The sequence below is a fragment of the uncultured Reyranella sp. genome, from assembly GCF_945957355.1.
Lineage (GTDB): Bacteria > Pseudomonadota > Alphaproteobacteria > Reyranellales > Reyranellaceae > Reyranella.
In genome coordinates this window covers 26,780-47,736 of sequence record NZ_CAMFKM010000021.1, presented here as the reverse complement: position 1 = coordinate 47,736, position 20,957 = coordinate 26,780, and the positions used below count along the sequence as shown (strand labels likewise).

Annotated in this window: 16 protein-coding genes; 3 read left to right on the top strand and 13 right to left on the bottom strand. The window is 67.6% G+C overall.

Annotated elements, in window-relative coordinates:
• Positions 1-19 precede the first annotated feature (19 nt).
• The 7 genes from Q0Q48_RS24900 to zapE all read right to left on the bottom strand — a co-directional run bounded on the left by Q0Q48_RS24900 (position 20) and on the right by zapE (position 9,257).
• Positions 20-2,932, bottom strand: a complete 2,913-nt coding sequence (locus tag Q0Q48_RS24900; RefSeq protein ID WP_295144186.1) for a 2-oxoglutarate dehydrogenase E1 component — start codon at positions 2,930-2,932, stop codon at positions 20-22.
• A gap of 65 nt (positions 2,933-2,997) precedes the next feature.
• Positions 2,998-3,873, bottom strand: coding sequence for a succinate--CoA ligase subunit alpha (sucD, locus tag Q0Q48_RS24895; protein ID WP_295144183.1), 876 nt, complete (start codon positions 3,871-3,873; stop codon positions 2,998-3,000).
• A complete protein-coding gene (gene sucC, locus Q0Q48_RS24890; RefSeq protein WP_295144181.1) occupies positions 3,873-5,069 on the bottom strand; it encodes an ADP-forming succinate--CoA ligase subunit beta in 1,197 nt (398 codons plus the stop codon). Before sucC ends, sucD begins: the two co-directional genes overlap by 1 nt.
• Positions 5,070-5,228: 159 nt before the next feature.
• Complete coding sequence (gene mdh / locus Q0Q48_RS24885) at positions 5,229-6,194, bottom strand: malate dehydrogenase (RefSeq protein WP_295144179.1); 966 nt, start codon at positions 6,192-6,194, stop codon at positions 5,229-5,231.
• A gap of 70 nt (positions 6,195-6,264) precedes the next feature.
• Positions 6,265-7,125 (bottom strand): alpha/beta hydrolase, encoded by an 861-nt coding sequence (locus Q0Q48_RS24880; protein WP_295144177.1) that lies wholly within the window; start codon positions 7,123-7,125, stop codon positions 6,265-6,267.
• Between the two features lie 7 nt (positions 7,126-7,132).
• The gene (locus Q0Q48_RS24875; protein ID WP_295144175.1) at positions 7,133-8,023 is read right to left on the bottom strand and encodes a dienelactone hydrolase family protein; all 891 of its coding nucleotides are present in this window, start codon (positions 8,021-8,023) and stop codon (positions 7,133-7,135) included.
• 73 nt (positions 8,024-8,096) lie between these two features.
• Positions 8,097-9,257 carry a cell division protein ZapE gene (zapE, locus tag Q0Q48_RS24870; protein ID WP_295144173.1) on the bottom strand — a complete coding sequence of 387 codons (1,161 nt, stop codon included), beginning with the start codon at positions 9,255-9,257 and terminating at the stop codon, positions 8,097-8,099.
• Between the two features lie 48 nt (positions 9,258-9,305).
• Here zapE and fmt point away from each other — a divergent pair, with 48 nt between their 5' ends.
• Positions 9,306-10,268, top strand: a complete 963-nt coding sequence (gene fmt, locus Q0Q48_RS24865) for a methionyl-tRNA formyltransferase (protein WP_295144171.1) — start codon at positions 9,306-9,308, stop codon at positions 10,266-10,268.
• A gap of 4 nt (positions 10,269-10,272) precedes the next feature.
• Complete coding sequence (gene truA / locus Q0Q48_RS24860; RefSeq protein ID WP_295144169.1) at positions 10,273-11,061, top strand: tRNA pseudouridine(38-40) synthase TruA; 789 nt, start codon at positions 10,273-10,275, stop codon at positions 11,059-11,061.
• Here truA and Q0Q48_RS24855 read toward each other — a convergent pair.
• The 5 genes from Q0Q48_RS24855 to Q0Q48_RS24835 all read right to left on the bottom strand — a co-directional run bounded on the left by Q0Q48_RS24855 (position 11,011) and on the right by Q0Q48_RS24835 (position 18,400).
• On the bottom strand, positions 11,011-11,565 hold the full coding sequence (locus Q0Q48_RS24855) for a hypothetical protein (protein WP_295144167.1): 555 nt from the start codon (positions 11,563-11,565) through the stop codon (positions 11,011-11,013). The genes truA and Q0Q48_RS24855 overlap by 51 nt on opposite strands.
• Positions 11,566-11,599: 34 nt before the next feature.
• Positions 11,600-12,787, bottom strand: coding sequence for a succinyl-diaminopimelate desuccinylase (gene dapE, locus Q0Q48_RS24850; RefSeq protein ID WP_295144166.1), 1,188 nt, complete (start codon positions 12,785-12,787; stop codon positions 11,600-11,602).
• Positions 12,788-12,935: 148 nt separating this feature from the next.
• Positions 12,936-16,592, bottom strand: a complete 3,657-nt coding sequence (locus Q0Q48_RS24845) for an AAA family ATPase (RefSeq protein ID WP_295144165.1) — start codon at positions 16,590-16,592, stop codon at positions 12,936-12,938.
• Positions 16,593-16,626: 34 nt separating this feature from the next.
• Positions 16,627-17,283, bottom strand: a complete 657-nt coding sequence (locus Q0Q48_RS24840; protein WP_295144163.1) for a DsbA family protein — start codon at positions 17,281-17,283, stop codon at positions 16,627-16,629.
• Positions 17,284-17,338: 55 nt separating this feature from the next.
• The gene (locus Q0Q48_RS24835) at positions 17,339-18,400 is read right to left on the bottom strand and encodes a DciA family protein (RefSeq protein ID WP_295144162.1); all 1,062 of its coding nucleotides are present in this window, start codon (positions 18,398-18,400) and stop codon (positions 17,339-17,341) included.
• Between the two features lie 52 nt (positions 18,401-18,452).
• On the opposite strand from Q0Q48_RS24835, the gene mutY reads away from it, so the two are divergent.
• Entirely contained in the window at positions 18,453-19,502 is a 1,050-nt protein-coding gene (gene mutY / locus Q0Q48_RS24830; RefSeq protein WP_295144160.1) for an A/G-specific adenine glycosylase, read from the top strand.
• Positions 19,503-19,749: 247 nt separating this feature from the next.
• Here the strand turns inward: mutY and Q0Q48_RS24825 are convergent, their stop codons facing one another.
• Entirely contained in the window at positions 19,750-20,862 is a 1,113-nt protein-coding gene (locus Q0Q48_RS24825; protein ID WP_295144158.1) for a site-specific DNA-methyltransferase, read from the bottom strand.
• Positions 20,863-20,957: the final 95 nt, after the last annotated feature.

Sequence of the window (20,957 nt, the reverse complement as noted above, 5' to 3'; positions counted from 1 at the left end):
TCCTCTTTTCTACCCGCGCTCAACCGACAGTGAGGGCGCGGTCGACCAGATCGGCCTGTTCCTTGAGATGATTGCGCGCCGAGCCGGTGGCGGGCGACGCGGCTTCCATGCGACCGACATAGATCGGCCTCCTGGCTTTGCCCTCGATGCTCGCCAGCGCGCGCTCGATGCGGCGGTCGACGAAATGCCAGGCGCCCATGTTCTCGGGCTCCTCCTGGCACCATACGACCTCGGCATTGGGATACTGTGAAAGCCTGACGCCGAGCCGCGTGAACGGGAACGGATAGAGCTGCTCGATGCGCAGGATGGCGATGTCGTCGATCTTGCGCTTGCGGCGCTCGGCGACGAGGTCGAAGTAGACCTTGCCCGAGCACAGCACGACGCGGCGCACCCTGGCGCCGTCGACGAGCTGGTCGGTCTCGGCGAGGATGCGGCGGAACGAGCTGCCCGGTCCGAAATCGGCCAGCGTCGAGACGCAATCCTTGTGACGCAGCAGCGACTTCGGCGTCATCACCACCAGCGGCTTGCGGAAGGTCCGGCGCATCTGCCGGCGCAGCGCGTGGAAGTAGTTGGCCGGAGTGGTCGGATTGATGACCTGCCAGTTGTCCTCGGCGGAAAGCTGGAGATAGCGTTCGAGACGCGCGGAGCTGTGCTCCGGCCCCTGGCCCTCGTAGCCGTGCGGCAGCAGCATCACCAGGCCCGACATGCGCAGCCACTTGCTCTCGGCCGAGCAGATGAACTGGTCGATGATGACCTGCGCGCCGTTGGCGAAGTCGCCGAACTGGGCTTCCCACAGGACCAGCGCGTTGGGTTCGGCCAGCGAGTAGCCGTACTCGAAGCCCAGCACGCCCGCCTCGTTCAGCGGGCTGTCGATCACCTCGTAGCGCGCCTGCCCTTCCGCGACATGGTTGAGCGGGACGTACTTGGCTTCGGTCAACTGGTCGACCAGCACCGAATGGCGTTGCGAGAAGGTACCTCGGCCGGAATCCTGGCCGCTGAGACGCACCGGCGTGCCTTCCGCGAGCAGCGTGCCGAAGGCCAGCGCCTCGCCGGTCGCCCAGTCGATGTTCTCGCCGGTATCGATCGTCTTCCGCTTCTCCTGAAGCTGTCGCACGATCTTGCGGTTGAGCTCGAAGTTCTTCGGCGCCTCGGAGATCGCCCGGCCGACGGCCTTCAGCCTGTCGAGCTCGACGGCGGTGACGCCCTTGCGATCCTCCTCGCCCGGCGCAACGGTGATGCCCGCCCACTTGCCTTCCAGCCAGTCGGCCTTGTTCGGCTTGTAGTTGGCCGCTGCCTCCAGCGCCTTGTCGAGCTTCTCGCGCAGGGCGTTGTCCATGGCGGCCACCTCGTCGGCCGTCACCACGCCCTCGGCCTCGAGCTTCGCCGCGTAGATCTCCTTAACCGAACGGTGCCCGCCGATCTCCTTGTACATCAGCGGCTGGGTGAACATCGGCTCGTCACCCTCGTTGTGACCGTGCCGGCGATAGCAGAACATGTCGATGACGATGTCGCGCTTGAAGTGCTGGCGGAACTCGGTCGCGATGCGCGCGACATGGACCACCGCCTCGGGGTCGTCGCCGTTCACGTGCAGGATCGGCGCCTGCACGATCTTGGCGACTTCCGTGCAATAGGGGCCGGAGCGCGACTCGGTCGGCAGGGTGGTGAAGCCGATCTGGTTGTTCACGATGAAATGGATGGTGCCGCCGATGCGGTAGCCCGCGAGATCCGACAGGTCGAGGCTCTCGGCCACCAGGCCCTGCCCTGCGAAGGCCGCGTCGCCGTGCATCAGGATGCACATGACCTGGCTGCGGTCGGTGTCGCCGCGCTGGTCTTCCTTGGCGCGCGCCTTGCCCAGGATGACCGGGTTCACCGCCTCGAGATGCGACGGGTTGGGCGACAGCGAGAGATGGATCACGTTGCCGTCGAACTCGCGATCGGCGGAGGCGCCGAGATGGTACTTCACGTCGCCCGAGCCGCGCATTTCCTCGGGCTGCGAGGAGCGGCCCTGGAACTCGGAGAAGAGCGCGGTGTAGCTCTTGTGCATGACGTGCACGAGCGTGTTCAGGCGGCCGCGATGCGGCATGCCGAGCATCACCTCCTTCACGCCGAGCTGGCCGCCACGCTTCAGGATCTGCTCGATGCCGGGGATCAGCGATTCGCCGCCGTCGAGGCCGAAGCGCTTGGTGCCGACGAACTTAACGTGCAGGTAGCGCTCGAGGCCCTCGGCCTCGCCGACCCTCTCGAGAATTCTCTTGCGGCCGATGACGGTGAACTCGGTCTGGTTCTCGATATGCTCGATGCGCTCCTGGATCCACGCCTTCTGGTCGGGATCGGAGATGTGCATGAACTCGACGCCGATCTTGCCGCAATAGGTCTTGCGCAGGCGCTCCATGATCTGGCGCAGCGTCGCGGATTCACCCAGCGCCAGCGAGCCGAAGATCAGGATGGGACGGTCCCAGTCTGCGTCGGTGAAGCCGTAGGTCGCGGGATCGAGTTCGCGATGCGGCGCCTGGCGCACGAGGCCGAGCGGATCGAGATCGGCCTCGAGGTGGCCGCGGATGCGGTAGGCGCGGATCATCATCAGCGCCCGCGCCGTGTCCTGGGCGGCGGCGCGGATCTCTTCCTGGGTCTTGCCCGCGAGCGCGGGGGCGGCGGGCGCCGCCTCGGTGGCGGTCTTGCCGCCCTTCACGTTGCGGTTGGCCGCGGCCGGGATGGCGTCGGGGTCGACCGCGCCGATCACCCGGGCGCCGTTGGGCGCCCAGGAGGCGCCGCGCACCTCCGCCAGAACGTCACCCTTCTGCTCGGCGAGCGCGCCGAAGAAGGTCTGCCATTCGCCATCGACCGAATTGGGGTCGGTGAGGAACCGCGCGTAGAGCTCCTCGATGAATGGCGCGTTGGCGCCGAACAGGAACGACGTCTGTTCTGCTCTCATGGCCCGATACTCCCTGGCCTGTCCTTGCTGGCCGCCCGGCAGAGGCCAGGCGGCAATCCCGCTTGTCAGCCCTTCATGGCCTTAAGCATTTCCTCGCCCAAAGCCGCGGGTGACTCCGCAACCCTGATGCCGGCCTCGCGCATGGCCGCGACCTTGAACTCCGCGGTGTCGTTGCCGCCGGAGATGACCGCACCGGCATGGCCCATGCGGCGGCCCGGAGGCGCCGTCCGACCGGCGATGAAACCGACGACCGGCTTCTTCGTTCCGGACGCCTTGAGGAATTCCGCACCCTTGACCTCGGCGTCGCCGCCGATCTCGCCGATCATCACGATGCCCTCGGTCTCGGGATCGCGGATGAACATGTCGAGGCACTCGATGAAGTTCGTGCCGTTCACCGGGTCGCCGCCGATGCCGATGCAGGTCGTCTGGCCGAGGCCCGCCGCCGTGGTCTGTGCGACGGCTTCGTAGGTGAGCGTGCCGGAGCGCGAGACGATGCCGATCTTGCCGCGCTTGTGGATGTGGCCCGGCATGATGCCGATCTTGCACTCGCCCGGCGTGATGACGCCGGGGCAGTTCGGGCCGATCAGCCGCGACTTGGAAGCGGTGAGCGCACGCTTCACCTTGACCATGTCGACCACCGGGATGCCCTCGGTGATACAGACGATCAGCGGGATCTCGGCGTCGATCGCCTCGAGGATCGAGTCGGCCGCAAAGGGCGGCGGCACGTAGATCACCGACGCGTTGCAGCCTGTCTTCTCGACAGCCTCGGCGACGGTGTCGAACACCGGCAGGTCGAGATGCTTGGTTCCGCCTTTGCCCGGCGTCACGCCGCCCACCATCTTGGTGCCGTAGGCGATCGCCTGCTCGGAGTGGAAGGTGCCCTGCGAGCCGGTGATGCCCTGGCAGATGACCTTGGTGTTCTTGTCGACCAGGACGGCCATCAGTTGTTCTCCTTGACGGCCTTGACGATCTTTTCGGCGGCGTCCGCGAGGTTCTCCGCCGAGGTGATCTTGAGGCCCGATTCCTTGAGGATCTTCTTGCCGAGTTCGACGTTCGTGCCTTCCAGCCGGACGACCAGCGGCACGTGCAGGTTGACCTCGCGCGCCGCGGCCACGACGCCTTCGGCGATCACGTCGCAGCGCATGATGCCGCCGAAGATGTTGACCAGGATGCCCTCGACGTTGGGATCCTTGAGGATGATCTTGAACGCCGCCGTCACCCGCTCCTTGGTGGCGCCGCCACCGACGTCGAGGAAGTTGGCGGGCTCCGATCCGTAGAGCTTGATGATGTCCATGGTGGCCATCGCGAGGCCCGCGCCGTTCACCATGCAGCCGATCTGGCCATCGAGCTTCACGTAGTTCAGCGCGTACTTGGCGGCCTCGGTCTCGGCCGGATCCTCCTCGTCGATATCGCGCAGTTCCTCGATGTCCTTGTGACGGTAGAGCGCGTTGTCGTCGAAGTTCATCTTGGCATCGAGGGCCACGATGTCGCCGGCGCCGGTCACGACCAGCGGGTTGATTTCGATCAGCGAGGCGTCGAGATCGACATAGGCGCGGTAGAGGTTGCCGAGCAGCGTCGTGAAGGTGCCGACCTGCTTGCCCGTGAGGCCGAGCGCGAACGCGATCTTGCGCCCCTGATAGGCCTGGTAGCCGGCCGCCGGGTCGATCGCCTGGGTCACGATCTTCTCGGGCGTCTCGTGCGCCACGGTCTCGATGTCCATGCCGCCCTCGGTCGAGGCGACGACGGCGATGCGGCCGACGGCACGATCCACCAGCATCGAGAGATACAGCTCGCGTTTGATGTCGCAGCCATCCTCGATGTAGAGGCGCTGCACGGTGCGACCAGCCGGGCCGGTCTGCTTCGTCACGAGATCCTGGCCCAGCATCGCGGCCGCCTGCGCGCCGACATCGTCGACCGACTTGGCGATGCGGACGCCGCCCTTGCCGCCCGGATCGGCCTTGAAGTGACCCTTGCCGCGCCCGCCGGCATGGATCTGCGCCTTCACCACCGTGACGGGGCCACCCAGTTTGCGGGCGACATCCATCGCCTCGTCTTTGGTGTAAGCGACGCCACCCTTCAAAATCGGGATGGCGAATTTGGCCAGGAGGGCCTTGGCCTGATACTCGTGGATATTCATGGGATCCTATCGTTCGGGACGGCGCGCAAGAAACGCGGTCCCTCAGTTTTCAAACGCAACTGACCAAGGGATGCGGCACTTTATGAGCGCCGCAGTCCCTTGGCAACGATGGACTGATGAACGTTTGGGGTCGCTCGACTAAAGTCGAAAGACCCTACTTTACGAACGGCCAACGATCTTGTTGGTAGCGTCGATCAGCGACTGCACGGCGGCGACCGACTTGTCGAACATCGCCTTTTCCTCGGCGTTGAATTCGACCTCGACGATGCGCTCGACACCCTTGGCGCCGATCACGACCGGCACGCCGATGTAGAGGCCCTTCACGCCGTACTCGCCGTTCAGCTTCGCCGCGCAGGGGATCATGCGCTTCTTGTCCTTGAGGTAGGACTCGGCCATGGCGATGGCCGACGCGGCCGGGGCGTAGAAGGCCGAGCCGGTCTTGAGATGGGCCACGATCTCGGCGCCGCCGTCACGGGTGCGCTGGACGATCTGCTCGAGGCGCTCCCTGGTGGTCCAGCCCATGTCGACCAGATCGTGCAGCGAAATGCCGCCCACCGTCGAGTAGCGCAGCAGCGGCACCATCGTGTCGCCGTGGCCGCCCAGCACGAAGGCCGTGACGTCCTCGACCGAGACGTTGAATTCCTCGGCCAGGAACAGGCGGAAGCGGGCGCTGTCGAGCACGCCGGCCATGCCGACGACCTTCTCGGGCGCGAAGCCGGTGACTTCCTGCATCAGGCCGACCATGGCGTCGAGCGGATTGGTGATGACGATGACGAAGGCGTTCGGGGCGTGCTGCTTGATGCCCTTGCCGACCGAATCGATGACCTTGGCATTGATGCCGACCAGGTCGTCGCGGGTCATGCCGGGCTTGCGCGGTACGCCGGCGGTGACGATCACGACGTCCGCGCCCTCGATGTCCTTGTAGTCCGAGGAGCCGCTGTACTTGGTGTCGAAGCCCTCGACCGGGCTGAGCTGTGCGATGTCGAGCGCCTTGCCCTTGGCAGTGCCCTCGGCAGCGGGAATGTCGAACAGGACGACGTCGCCCAGTTCCTTCTGGCCGGCGAGCAGCGCGAGCGTGCCGCCAATCTGTCCGGCGCCGATCAGCGCGATCTTCTTGCGAGCCATGCGAAAAACTCCCGTTCTTAAAAGCGCCGCGTGGTAGCGCGATTCGCCGGAGGCAGCAAGGCAGACGGGTTCAGACGGGGTGTTTCGCCAGGTGCGCCAGCAGCAGGTCGGTCGCCTTCGCCGGTGCCTGGTCCATCACGAAATGGCCGACACCCGGCAGCACTTCCATCGCGAACGAGGGCTTCACGAACTCCGTCGTGCCATAAGCGGCGTCCGGCCCCACCGTCGCATCGGCGTCGCCCCAGATGTAGAGCGTCGGCACGGTGATGGTGCCGATATCGGCCGCCAGCCCCTTGTTGGAGCGGTACCAAGCCAGGGCTGCTTCCAATGCCTCGGGATTGCCGAGCACGGAGAGATGTTCGTCGAGCGCCTCTGACGGCACGCCCTGGCCGAACAGCCCGTCGCGCAGGCGCTTGGCATTGTCCGCCAGGAGAAGCTTGCCGGTCTCCGGTTCGAGGAAGGCGCGATGATGACGCGAGCGATGCTTCTGGTCGCCGTCCTCCTTGAGCAGCGCCTGCCGGAACGACTGTGGATGCGGGCGTGAGAGAATCGTGAGCGAGGCGAGGCGTTCGGGATGGGCGCCGGCGACGCCCCATGAAACCTGACCGCCCCAATCGTGCCCGACGAGATGGAAGCGCTTGCCGTCGTAACCGGCCGCCGCCGCGATCTCGATCGCGTCGGTGATCAGCTTCTCGAACGCGTAGTTCGAGAGATCAGCCGGATCGGGACGCGCCCCCGGGGAATAGCCGCGCTGGTCGGGCGCCACGGCGCGGTAGCCGTGCGCCGCCAGCTCCGGCAGGGCGGCGCGCCAGCTATGCCTCGATTCGGGAAACCCGTGCAGCATCAGCACGAGCGGCCCGCCGACCGGGCCTGCGACATCCGTGGTGAATGCCAGGCCCGATCGGGTCTTGAGATTTATCGTCTCGGCCATGAGCCGATCAGACACCGTTGGCTTTGAACCAGGCAAGCGCCTTCTTCCACGCATCCTCCGCCTGCTCCTTGCGGAAGGACGGGCGGTAGTCGGCGTTGAAGCCGTGCGGCGTGTCCGGATAGGTGTCGATCTGCGACTTCTGGGCGGCCGGGCTGCCGGCCTTCAGTGCCGCGCGCATCTTGTCGACGCTTTCGTTCGGGATGCCGGTGTCGGCGCCGCCATAGAGGCCGAGCACCGGTGCCTTGAGATCCTTGGCGATGTCGATCGGATGCTTGGGGGTCATCGGCGTCGAATCGCCGACGACGCGGCCGTACCAGGCCACCCCCGCCTTGAGCGCTGCGCTGTGGGCGGCATAGAGCCAGACGATGCGGCCGCCCCAGCAGAAGCCGGTGATGCCAAGCTTCGCCACGTCGGCCTTGCCCTCGCCCTTGGCGAAGCCGACGGTCGCGTCGAGGTCGCCCATGACCTGCTCGTCCGGCACCTTCGAGACGATCTCGCGCAGCAGCGCCTGCATGTCGCTGACCGCCTTGGCATCGCCCTGGCGGAAGTAGAGTTCCGGCGCGATGGCGTAGTAGCCGGCCTTGGCGAAGCGGCGGCAGAGATCGGCGATGTGCGCGTGCACGCCGAAAATCTCCTGTACGACGAGAATCGTGGCGAACGCCTGGCCCGTCGCCGGCATGGCTCGATAGGCGTCCATCTCCTTGCCGTCCCGGGTCTTCACCTTGACGACGCCGGCGGTGAGGCCGTCCGCCGGCGTGGTGATCATCGTCTGCGCCTGAACCGGCTGCACCGACAAAGCGAAGGTGGTGCCGAGCGCCGCGCCCGTCGCCGTCGCCTTCAACGCATTGCGCCGCGACAGTCCCTGCTCGTTCAGGGAAATCATGCGATCGCCGTCCATGTCCTGCCTCCCGAATAACCTCTGAAAAACGGTGCAGAGCCTATGCTGCAGGCCGAATGGCCAACAATCACAATTAGGCGATGTGCTCGAGGTTCAGATACTCAGGGCTCTGCATTTCCATGAGACGCGAAACGGTGCGCTGGAACTCGAAGGAACCGTCGCCTTCGGGATAGAGACCACCCGGATTTGTCGCCGCCGAGCAGATGAACTTCACCTTCCTCTCGTAGAAGGTGTCGATCATCGTCACGAAGCGAACCGCCTTGTCCCGACTGTCCGGTCCCATCCTCGGGATCTCGGCCACGATGACCGTGTGGAAATGGTCGGCGATGCACAGGAAATCCGCCGCGCCCATCGGCCTGGCGCACCAGTCCATGAAATGCGCCATGGCGACACCGGGTGCCGCACGCGGCACATCAACATCGCGGCCTTGCGTGCGCAACACGCGCGGCTCGCCGTCGGAGCCGTTGGCCAAGGCGCGGAATGCCTCGTCGAGCTTCTTGGTCGCCCAGGCGCCGAGCGGCGTCAGGTAGAGGTCGAGCTCGCGCAGCCGGCCCATCCGGTAGTCCTGCGCACCGCCCAGCTCCAGCACTTCGAGCCGTTGCTTCACCAGTTCGATGAACGGCAGGAAGCGGTCGCGCTGGAGGCCGTTCTTGTAGAGATCGTCGGGCGCACGATTGGAGGTGGCGATCACGGTGATCCCCTCCTCGAACAGCGTCTCGAACAGGCGACCCAGGATCATCGCATCGGCGATGTTGGTGACCTGGAATTCGTCGAAGCAGAGCAGCCGCGTCTCAGCCGCGATCTCCCGGGCGATCGGCACGATCGTGTCGGATTCCGGCGGTGCGCCCCTGGCCGCGAGTTCCTCCCGGCGACGATGCAGCCGGGCCTGCACCTCGAGCATGAATTCGTGGAAGTGGACGCGGCGCTTCTTGGCCACCGGCGCGTCGGCGAAGAACAGGTCCATGAGCATGGACTTGCCGCGGCCGACCGAGCCCCAGATATAGAGGCCGTGCGGTCCCTCCGGCGGCTTGGGTGCATGGCCGAAGCCGAGACGGGCCAGGAATCCCGTCTTGACCGGCTGTGCGGCAGCCATCGCCGCCAGTTGGTCGTGGATCGCCTGCAATCGCAGGACGACTTTTTCCTGCACGGGATCGGCGTGGATCTCGCCTGCGGCGCGGCGCGCGGCAAGGTTGGCGAGCGGACCCTTGCCGGTCGAGGGGGGACTGGACTCCATTGCGGCATACCTAGCTCACCACCGCGCGGCTGCCTATAAGGTGCGGCGATGAAGATTGCGTTCCTCGGCACTTCCGCCTTCGCCGTGCCGGCCCTCCGCGCCCTGGTCGAGGCCGGCCATGACGTCGCTTGCGTCTATACGCGGGCGCCCAAGCCTGCCGGCCGCGGCCAGCAGGAGCGCAAGACGCCGGTGCATCAGCTGGCCGACGAGCTCGGCCTGCCGGTCCGCACGCCACGCACCCTGAAAACTGACGAGGAAGCCCAGGCCTTCAAGGCGCTCGACCTCGATGCCGCCGTGGTCGTCTCCTACGGGCACATCCTGCCCAGGAGCTTCCTCGATGCGCCGGTGCTGGGCTGCATCAACATCCACGGCTCGCTGCTGCCGCGCTGGCGTGGCGCCGCACCGATCCATCGCGCCATCCTGGCCGGCGACGCCGAGACGGGTGTCACCACCATGCGCATGGACGAAGGCCTCGACACCGGCCCGATGCTGCTGGCCGAAAGCACGCCGATCTCTGCCGCCGACACCGCCGAGAGCGTGCACGACCGGCTGGCCGATCTCGGCGCGCGGCTGATCGTGTCGACTCTCGACGGGCTGCTGCGGCGGAGCATCGAGGCGGTCGTCCAGCCGGCGGAGGGCGTCACCTATGCCCACAAGCTCGGCAAGGAAGAAGGCATGCTCGACTGGCGCCGGCCGGCCGCCGAGCTGGAGCGCAAGGTACGGGCTTTCCATCCCTGGCCCGGCACGTCTTTCGAAGCGCCGAAAGATGGCGGCGTCGAACGCATCAAGGTGCTGGCGGCGGCACTCACCCTGGCCGGCGGGGCCCCGGGCAGCGTGACCATCGCGCGCGACGGGTTTCCGGTCGTGACCTGCGGGGTCGGCGGACTGAAGCTCCTCAGGCTGCAGCGGCCCGGCAAGTCGGCACAATCGGCGGACGCCTTTCTGCGTGGCTTCTCGCTGGAAGCCGGCACCGTGCTGGCACCGCCGGCCATCCTGTCCTTGCCGACCTGAGATCGTGCCGCGCTACAAGCTCACCATCGAATATGACGGCGAGCCGTTCGTCGGCTGGCAGCGCCAGCCGAACGGACCGTCCGTCCAGGCCGCGCTCGAAGAGGCGGTGTTCGCCTTCACCGGCGAGCGCCCGCCGGTGCAGGCCGCCGGCCGCACCGATACCGGCGTGCATGCGCGCGGCCAGGTCGTGCATCTCGACCTGTCGAAAGAGCGGCCGGTCGAGACCATCCGCTCGGCGATCAACTTCCACCTGAAGCCGCAGCCGGTGTCGGTGCTCGTCGCGGAGCTCGCGCCGCCGGGTTTCCATGCGCGCTTCTCCGCGACGTGGCGGCGCTACCGCTACCGGATCATCAACCGGCGCGCGCCGCCCGCGCTCGATCGCGGCCAGCTCTGGCACGTGCCGGGCTCGCTCGACGTCGACCTGATGGCTGACGCGGCGACCGTGCTGGTCGGCCGGCACGACTTCAACAGCTTCCGTTCGACCGCCTGCCAGTCGCCCTCGGCCCTCAAGACGCTCGACCTGTTGAAGGTCACGCGCCACGGCGAGGAGATCCACGTCGATGTCGGCTCGCGCTCCTTCCTGCACAACCAGGTGCGCATCATGGTCGGAACGCTGCATCTCGTCGGACGCGGCCAGTGGACCCGCGGCGATGTCGAAGCAGCGCTCGCCGCCCGCGACCGCGCAAGCGCCGGCCCGACGGCGCCGCCGCACGGGCTCTGCCTGATGGAGGTGCTCTACGCGCTAGGCGCCGATCGCAACGGCGACGCCGAGGTAGCGATCGACGATCAGTGAAAGGAAGAGCGACGGCACCCAGTTGACGATCAGCAGGAGCCCCGCGATCGGCCAGGTGACGCCGAGCACGATCCGCGTCGTGACCAGGAACCAGTAGAAGAAGAGCGCCTGCAGGCCGACGCGGATCAACTCGCCGGGCAGCGGCGGCAGGACGATCGCCACCACCACGCCGATCACAGCCACGATCATCGCCGGCAGATTGACCCAGTTCAGCGCCGCGATGTAGCGCGGATACAGGCCGAGCCAGTTCCGACGCCGCGCGATCTCGTAGAACAGGACGGGGAACAGGGTCCATTCGACGACATAGCGCAACGCCTCGACCAGCACGATCTCGAGTTCGTCGGCCATGGCGGTCACGCCCGCATACCGGATCAACATGAGCGCGGCATGCAGCGGCGCGACCAGGATCATCACCTGGAAGGACCGCACGCAGGCTTCCCGCGTATTGTCGAAGTAGGACGGCGCCGCAGGGTCGCGTTTCAGGAGCCCGAGCGCACCCTGCATTCCCCGGGCGATTTCACCAGTGCCGAGCACGTCCTCAGGCCGCGAAGTAACGGTCGAGCACCGTTTCGTAGACCCGGGCCAGCGTCTTGAGGTCGGCAACGGCGCTCTTCTCGTCGACCTTGTGCATGCTCTCGCCGACCAGCCCGAATTCGAGGACAGGGCAGTAGCTGCGGATGAACCGCGCATCCGATGTGCCGCCGGTGGTCGAAAGCTCGACTTCCACACCGGCGACGTCGCGGATGGCGCCGGCGACGAGGTCGCTGAGCGGCCCCGGTGGCGTATAGAAGGATTCGCCCGAGACCTGGACGCTGTATTCGACGGTGCCGTTGCCGCCCAGCGCCTCGTTGGCGCGCTCGATGCGCTCCTTGAGGTGGGCGAACAGCGTCTTCGAGGTCCAGAGATCGTTGAACCGGGTATTGAAACGCGCCTTGGCGGTGCCCGGCGCGATGTTGGTCGCCGCATTGCCGACATCGACGGTCGTGAACTGCAGCGACGTCGGCTGGAAATGCGTGCTGCCCTTGTCGATCGGCTCGCGCACCAGCGCCTCGATGATCGCCGAGAGCCGATGGACGGCATTGTCGAGCCGCTCGGGGTACGCCACGTGCCCCTGCACGCCGCGCACGACCAGATCGACGGTCATGCTGCCGCGCCTGCCGATCTTCATCATGTCGCCGAAGCGCTTCGTGCTGGTGGGTTCGCCGACGACGCAGGCATCGATCGTCTCGCCGCGCTCGGCCAGCCGTTGGAGCATCTTCACGGTGCCGTTGACCGCGGGCCCCTCCTCGTCACCGGTGATCAACAGGCTGATCGAGCCGCCGAAGTCCCGGCCCCGCCGGCTGAGGAAACGCGCCGCGGCGTCGGTGAAGGCCGCGATGGCGCCCTTCATGTCGGCGGCGCCGCGGCCGAACAGGTAGCCGCCGGACAGTTCGGCGGCGAACGGCCCGATCGTCCAGGACGAGAGATCGCCCACCGGCACGACGTCGGAATGGCCGGCAAAGCAGAAGTGCTTCCCGCCGGTGCCGATACGGGCATAGAGGTTGGCGACGTCGTCGGTCCCGGCCTCGGTGAAATCCATGCGCTCGCATTTGAAGCCGAGCGGCGACAGTGTCTGTTCCAGCAGTTGCAGGGCACCGGCTTCGCGCGGCGTCACGCTCTCGCAGCGGACGAGCGTGCGCGTCAGTTCGATGACATCCGTGATGGTGGAGCTGAGCGTATCGGGCATGGGCCGGACACTACAGGCCCGCTCCTGCCCTGAGAAGGGCGGCCCCGGAAAGCAGGGCAAAGAAAAGGGCGCCGTCAGGCCAGCCGGCGCCCAGTTTTTTGAGAGGAAGATAGTCTTGCTTGTTTAGGTTGAACTCTGTCGGGTGGCGCTAGGCCACCATGCGATCGGCCTCCTGCAGGTTGACCGAGACCAGCTGTGAAACGCCGCGCTCGGCCATGGTCACGCCGTAGAGGCGGTCCATGCGCGCCATCGTGACGCGATGGTGGGTGATGATCAGGAAGCGCGTGTCGGTGCGGCCGGCGATGTCGTTCACCAGACCGCAGAAACGCTCCACGTTCAGGTCGTCCAGCGGCGCGTCCACCTCGTCCAGAACGCAGATCGGCGCCGGGTTCGTCATGAACACTGCGAACAGCAGCGACAGTGCCGTCAGCGCCTGCTCGCCGCCCGACAGCAGCGACATGACCTGCAGCTTCTTGCCCGGCGGGCTGGCATGGATCTCGAGGCCTGCCTCCAGCGGATCCTCCGACTCGGTGAGCCGCAGCTCGGCCTTGCCGCCACCGAACAGCTTGGTGAAGAGCTGCTGGAAGTGGCCGCTCACCTGCTCGAAGGCGGCGAGGAACCGCTCGCGGCCCTCGCGATTCAGGCTCTGGATGCCCTGACGCAGGCGGCCGATGGCGGCGATCAGGTCGTCGCGCTCGGTCGTCATGCCGGTGATCTGCTGCTCGAGTTCGTTGGCTTCTTCCTCGGCGCGCAGGTTGACCGCGCCCATCGTCTCGCGCTCGTGCACCAGACGCTCGAGCTTGTGCTCGGCCTTGTCGAGTTCCGGCAGCTCTTCCAGCGACTGGACCTCGGCCAGCGCCATCACGCCGTCGGGCTCGCAGCGCAGGCGCTCGACGATGCGCTCGACCACAGCCTCGCGATCCTTGGTGGCCTGCTCGACCTGACCCTCTCGGCGGACGCGCATCTCGCGCGCATTGCCCATCTCGGTCTCGGCCTGGCGCAGCGCCTTGTCGGCCTCGGACAGACGCGTCTCGCCGATCGCCAGACGGTCGGCCGCTTCCTGGCGGTTGAACTCGGCCTTCTCGATCTCCTCGCCGAGCACCATGCGCTTCTCTTCGATCTCGGCCGGCTTGGCGGCGAGTTCGGCGATGGCGGCCGCGGTCTGCTCGCGGCGGGCGTCGAGTTCGACGATCTGACCGTCGGCCTCGCGCAGTCGCTTGCTCCAGCCTTCATGGTCCTGCGCGATCTGCGCCAGACGCTCGACCCGCATCTTCGACTCGCGGGCAAGACGGTCGCACTGGCCCTCGGCCTCGACCAGCGCCGCCCGCAGCTCGGCGATGCGCACGCGCAGCGCGCCAGCCTCGGCGCGGTCGGCCTGCGTGTCGGAGATCGACGACAGGCGCGCCTCGCGGAAGGTGCGGCGCATCTCGACCTCGGCGATGTCGCCCAGCACTTCGGCGACCACCGTCTCGATGCCGGCGAGGCGGGTGCGCAGCTGGTCGGTGCGACGGGCAATCTCGACGTGACGGTCGCGGGCCTGGGTGGCGAGGCGCTCGGCGGTGCCGATGGCCGCCTGGGCGGCGCGCTCGGCAACCCGGGTCGCTTCGCCGGCCTCCTGGGTCTTGCGGCGTGCGGCGTCGGCCACGCTGCGCTCATGGGCGCGGGCCTGATCGACGCAGGTCTTCTCGGCATCGCGGGCGGCGGCGAGCCAGGTCTTCTCGGCATCGACGCGCGCCTGTTCGATCGTCTGCTCGGCGACGACGCCGTCGATCTGATGGCGGATCTCGGCCAGTCGGTTGCGCTGGCTCAGCCGCACGGCAGCGGTCGACGGTGCGCCGGCGCGCATCGTGTAGCCGTCCCAGCGCCAGACGGCGCCCTCGCGGGTGACGAGCTGCTGGCCGGGCTTGAGGGCGGCCTGCAGGGCCGCACCGGTCTCGTCGTTGGCCACGATGCCGATGAAGGCGAGGCGCCGCGCCAGTTCCGGCAAGGCACCGACATGCGCACCGAGCGGCGTCGCGCCTTCAGGCAGGGCCGGCGTCTCGGCCATCGTCTCGAGCGGCAGCCAGTGAACCGGCGCGCCACGATCCGACGAAGCTTCCAGTTCGTCGCCGAAAGCGGCACCCAGGGCCTTCTCGAAGCCCGGCTCGACGTTCAGCGCGTCGAGCAGCGGCGGCCACAGCGAGTCGGCGGCCGACTTCAGCGCGGCGGCGACGCCCGCTTCCTCGGCGCGCAGCTTGGTCAGGCGTGCGTTGGTCTTCTGCAGCGCCTCGACGGCGATGGCGTGGCTTGCCTCCGCAGCCTGTCGCTCGGCCGCGCGGGCCTTTTCCATATCGAGGCGTTCCGCTTCAGCCCTGGCGACCGCCTGGCGCGCGGCATCGGATTCGTAGCGCTCGGCCTCGCGCGCGGCTTCGATCGCCTCCTGGCCGCTGAAACGCGCTTCTTCCAGCGCGGCGCGGGCGGCTTCGAGTTCTGCCTCTACCTCAGGAAGGGCCGGCAGGTTGGACAGTTCGCTCTCAAGCTGTTGCTGCTGCGCCGTGACCTCGTCGCGGCGCGACGACAGGCGGCGCAGGCGATCCTGCAACTCCGCGATCTCACGCGAAACGCTCTGGCGCAATGCCTCGTCGTCGGCGATCTGGCGGGTCAGCCGATCGAGTTCGACCTCGGCCACGCCAGTCTCGCTGCGCGCGGTGTCGCGCGCCTCCTCGGCGGCGATGGCACGGTCTTCTTCGCCGAAACGCTCCTCTTCCAGCCGTTCGCGCTGGCCGCCGAGGTCGGCGATGGCGGCTTCGGCGTCGTTCTTGCGACCCTGCTCGCGCGCCAAATCCTGCTCGGTCTGCTGCAGCCGCCTCTCGGCCTCGAACTGCGCGGCGGCGACACGCTCGGCCTCCGCGGTCAGCGCATCGTGGGCAACGCGCAGGCGCTGCAACCCCGCAGCGGCGGCGGCTTCGTCATTGCGCAGCGGCGGCAGCGCCGTCGCGGCTTCGGCCTGCGCGGTGGTGGCGAGGCCGACCAGTCGGGTCAGGTCGGCGACCTGGGCCTCGGCTTCCTTCAGGCGCTCGGCCGACTCGGCCAGATCGCGCTCGGCATTGGCAAGCCTCAGCGCCAGCACCGCGGCCTCGGCGCGGCGGATATGGTCGGACAGGTTGCGATAGCGGCTGGCCTGGCGGGCCTGGCGCTTCAGCCCCTTGTGCTGCTCTTCCAGCGCGACGAGCACGTCCTGCACGCGGGCGAGGTTCTGCTCGGCGGCGCGCAGCCGCAGCTCGGCCTCGTGGCGGCGGGAATAGAGACCGGTGATCCCGGCCGCCTCGTCGATGACCGAGCGGCGATCGGCCGGCTTGGCGTTTATGAGCGTGCCGATGCGGCCCTGGCTGACCAGTGCCGTCGAACGGGAACCGGTCGCGGCGTCGGCGAACAGCGTCTGCACGTCACGGGCGCGGATTTCCTTGCCGTTCACCGAATAGGCCGAGCCGTGGCCGCGCTCGATGCGGCGCACGACGTCGAGCTGGTCGGTGTCGTTCACCATGGCCGGCGCGGTGCGGGTCTTGTTGTCCAGAGACAGCATCACCTCGGCGATGTTGCGCGCCGGCCGCTGCCCGGAGCCGGCGAAGATGACGTCCTCCATCTCGGAGCCGCGCATCTGCTTGGCGGAGGTCTCGCCCATCACCCACTTCAGCGCCTCGACGAGGTTCGACTTGCCGCAGCCGTTCGGCCCCACGATCCCGGTCATGCCGGGCTCGATCACGAGCTCCGTCGGGTCGACGAAGGACTTGAAGCCGGAGAGCCGGAGCTTGTCGAACTGGACCATTACACCACGCCTGTCTGGGTTCTTGCCGGTTTGCTTACTTGGCGAGCTTGGAGAAAACGCCGTCGAGTTCGTCGACGGAGCGGGACCCGCGATAGAGCTGGCCGTTGATAAACAGGGTCGGCGTCGAGTTGACGCCCATCGCCTCGCCGCCCTGGTAGTCCTTGATCACCGCATTGCTCATCGCGTCGTTGGCGAGGCAGGCCTTGATCTCGTTCTCGCCCATGCCGGCGATGCGCAGCGGCTTGGCGAGTTCGGCCAGCGGATCGGCCGCCGTGGCCCACTGCGGCTGGCCGCGGAAGATGATGTCCACCACGCCGAAATACTTGTCGTTGCCGGCGCATTCCGCGATCTGCGCCGCCTTGGCGGCGATCTGATCGAGCGGGAAGTCGCGATAGACCAGCTTCACCTTGCCGGTATCGATCCACTTCTTCTTGATCTCGGGCAGGATCTGGGTGTGGAAATGTGCACAGTGCGAGCAGGTCAGGGAGGCATACTCGATGACCGTGATCGGCGCCTTCGGGTCGCCCAGCACATGATCGCCGGCCTGTACGCTCTCCAGGGCCGCCTTGTTGGGGGCGGAAACGGCCGCAACCGGCGGCGGGGACGAGGGCGCGCGGGCGCCGAAATACACGCCGGCCGCAATCGCTGCCACCGCCACGACTCCGCCGGCGACGATCAAGATATTCCGCATTTTCCTCTGTCCTCTCCACTACATCTTGGGAATTCCGCCTGTGGGGAGTCAAACGTTAACGGCCCACCTGACGTAAAATCGCTGCGATGGCGTCGATTCCGCCCGGATTGCCGTAGCCCTGCTCGTTGATGAACACGGTCGGGGTGGAATTGACGCCCAGCGCCTGGCCCGACTGCACGTCGGCGATCACTTTGTCCAAAAGCCGGTCGTTGGCGACGCAGGCCTGGGCCTGGGCCTCGCTGACCCCCTGCCCGACCAGAACGGTCATCAGCTCAGCCGCCGGGTCGGACGCCGTCAGCCACTGGACCTGCGTCCGGAACAACGTGTCGACCGCGGCAAAGAACCCCTCCGGGCCGGCGCATTCGGCCAGCAGGCTGGCGCGCGTCGCGAGCGCGTCCGATGGGAAGTGGCGATGCACCAGCTTCAGCTTGCCGGTGTCGATCCAGTCGCGCCGCAGGGCCGGCATGACCGCATTGTTGAAAGTGGCGCAGTGCGGACAGGTGAAGGAGGCGTAGTCGATCAGCACGTTGGGGGCGTCGGGACGGCCGAGGACGTGATCGCCGGGCAACGGATCGAGGAACCTGGCCGGCGATCGCGATTGGGCCCGCAGATCGTCCGCGACACACAGCGCCCCCAGGCCGCCCAGCAGGACGCCACGGCGCCCGGCGGTGATGCGGGCCCCCAGTCGGGTCAGCGCAGCGCGCAGGTCTGGATCCTCGACGGCCGCCGTGCGGCTGGCCACCGCCTGCTCGACGACGGGATCGGGACGCGGCGTCCTGGGGGCCGGGCGCGGTGCCGAGATCACCCCCTGCACGATCCGCACGTCGTCGATCACCTTGTGCCCGAAATAGGCATTCACCCGTTCCACGATCTGGCCGCTCCTGTGCTGGACCTCTAGGGCTGCGGCGCCCGAAACCTTCAGCCGCAACGCCTTGCCGGCACGCGCTCCGCGGCCGGCCAGCAGCGCGTCGGGCCGCGTGGTGCGCGCAAGCTCCGGCCCGACGACCGCCGGCCAGTCGGCCTTCAGTCGCACGAGGGACGCGCCGCGGCCTTTCGCCATGCCGGACGTGAGCTTCTGGGCCAGACCGCCGATCGCACGGAAGCCGTTTTCGCGCATGGACCCTTTCAAACTCCGCTCCGTATGGTAGGCCACGCTCCCTCGACTGACCATGACACACGCCGACCGACTCCTCGCCTGGTATGATCGACATCGTCGCACCCTCCCCTGGCGCGCAGCCCCGGGAGAGCGCACGCCGCCTTACCGTGTCTGGCTGTCGGAGATCATGCTGCAGCAGACCACCGTCGCCACGGTGGGCGAATATTTCCGCCGCTTCGTCGAGCGCTGGCCCACCGTCGAGGCGCTGGCCGAAGCGCCGCTCGACGACGTGCTCTCGGCGTGGGCCGGCCTCGGCTACTACGCTCGCGCCCGCAACCTGCACGCCTGCGCCCAGGCCGTCGCCAACGACCATGACGGCCGCTTCCCGGAAGAGGAGGCGGGCCTGCTCGCCCTGCCCGGCATCGGCCGCTACACGGCGGCGGCGATCCAGGCCATCGCCTTCGACCGTCCCGCCTCGGCGGTCGACGGCAACGTCGAGCGGGTGATCGCCCGCCTCTACGCCATCGAGACGCCGCTGCCCGACGCCAAGCCCGACATCCAGGTCCGCGCCGCGCGGCTGGTACCGCAGCAGCGCGCCGGCGATTACGCCCAGGCGATGATGGATCTCGGCGCCACCGTCTGCATCCCGCGCAACCCGCGCTGCGTCATCTGCCCGCTGATGCAGGGCTGCAAGGGCCGCAAGCAAGGCATCGCCGAGGAGCTGCCGCGACGCGCGCCGAAGGCCGAGAAGCCGACCCGCCGCGGCCTCGCCTTCGTGCTGCTGCGCAAGGACGGGGCCGTCCTGCTGCGCAAGCGGCCGGCCAAGGGCCTGCTGGGCGGCATGGACGAGGTGCCGTCGAGCGCGTGGCGCGAGGGACCCTTCGTCGAAGCGGCGGCGCTCGCCGAAGCCCCGGTCCCGGCGCGCTGGAGCGTGATGGACGGGCTCGTGCGTCACACCTTCACGCACTTCCACCTGGAACTCACCATCGCGCGCGCCATCGCCACGACCGGCCGGCTTGCCGCGCTGGCCCCCGGCACCAGCTGGTCGGCGCTCGACAAACTGGACGAACGGGCCCTGCCGACGGTCATGCGCAAGGTGATCGAGCACGCCGTGAAGGCCTAGAGTCTTTCCGAGTACGATCGAATCACCAACACCAACCTCATGCTGAGGAGCGCTCCGACGGAGCGCGTCTCGAAGCATGGGCACGAGCACCCCGTCTGTTGCCGATCCTTCGAGACGCGGCCGGTGGCCGCTCCTCAGGATGAGGGGGTGCGGTACTGCACTACCGCAACGCCGGAATCGCCTTTCCCGATTCGTTCGTTTCGTTTGTTTCGTTTGAACGCCGGAAATCCGGCTTTTCGACAGCCGGCTAGAGCCCGGCGCGGACCTGCTGGCGGAGATGGTCGATCGGCAGGCGGGCACCCGCGACATCGACGTGCCAGAAGGTCCAGCCGTTGCAGGCGGGCGCCCCCTGCACCGCCGCCCCCACCTGATGGATCGAGCCGCGATGCTCGCCCAGTGCGTTGGCGGCCGACAGCGAGCCGTCGGCCCGCACCCGCGCATGCAGGCGGCCGCTGGGATCGCTCAGCAGCGCACCGGGCTGCACCAGCCCCGCCTCGATCAGCACGCCGAAGGGCACGCGCGGCTCGGCCCGCTTGCTGGGCTTGGGCGTCACGTCCTCGCGCGCCAGCGGCTCGATCTCGGCGATGCGCTTGCGGGCGATGGCGGCGTAGTCGGGATCCCGCTCGAGGCCGATGAAGCGCCGGCCGAGGCGGCGTGCGACCGCGCCGGTCGTGCCGGTGCCGAAGAACGGGTCGAGGATGACGTCGCCCGGGTTGGACGCCGCCATGATGCAGCGGAACAGCAGCGCCTCGGGCTTCTGTGTCGGATGGGCCTTCTTGCCGTCCTCGCCCTTCAGCCGCTCGCCGCCGGTGCACAACGGCAGCAGCCAGTCGGAGCGCATCTGGGTGCCCTCGTTCAGCTCCTTCATCGAATCGTAGTTGAAGGTGTATTTCTTGTTGGCGCGATCGCGGGCCGCCCAGATCAGCGTCTCGTGGGCATTGGTGAAGCGCTTGCCGCGGAAGTTCGGCATCGGGTTCGACTTGCGCCAGACGATGTCGTTCAGCAGCCAGAAGCCCTGGTCCTGCAGCGCCGTGCCGATGCGGAAGATGTTGTGGTAGCTGCCGATCACCCACAGCGTGCCGCCGGGCTTCAGCGCCCGCCGCGCCGCCTTCAGCCAGGCGTTGGTGAACTTGTCGTAGAGCGCGAAGCTCGTCCCGGCGGAATCGGAGGCCTCTCCGAACTTGTCCCAGTCGTCGTCGACCGCGTCGACCTTGCTGTTGTCGGGACGCAGCAGGTCGCCGCCCAGCTGGAGATTGTAGGGCGGGTCGGCGAAGACCATGTCGACGGAAGCTTCGGGCAGGGCCCGCATCAGTTCGATGCAGTCGCCGACGAGCACGCGATCAAGTTTATCCACAGGCATCGGTGGAACATGAGTCCACAGCGATTTCCGGTCAAGAATCTAATTGAATCAATTGCTTAGCCACTAGATCGAGTCGGGAAATCCCCACCCGACCA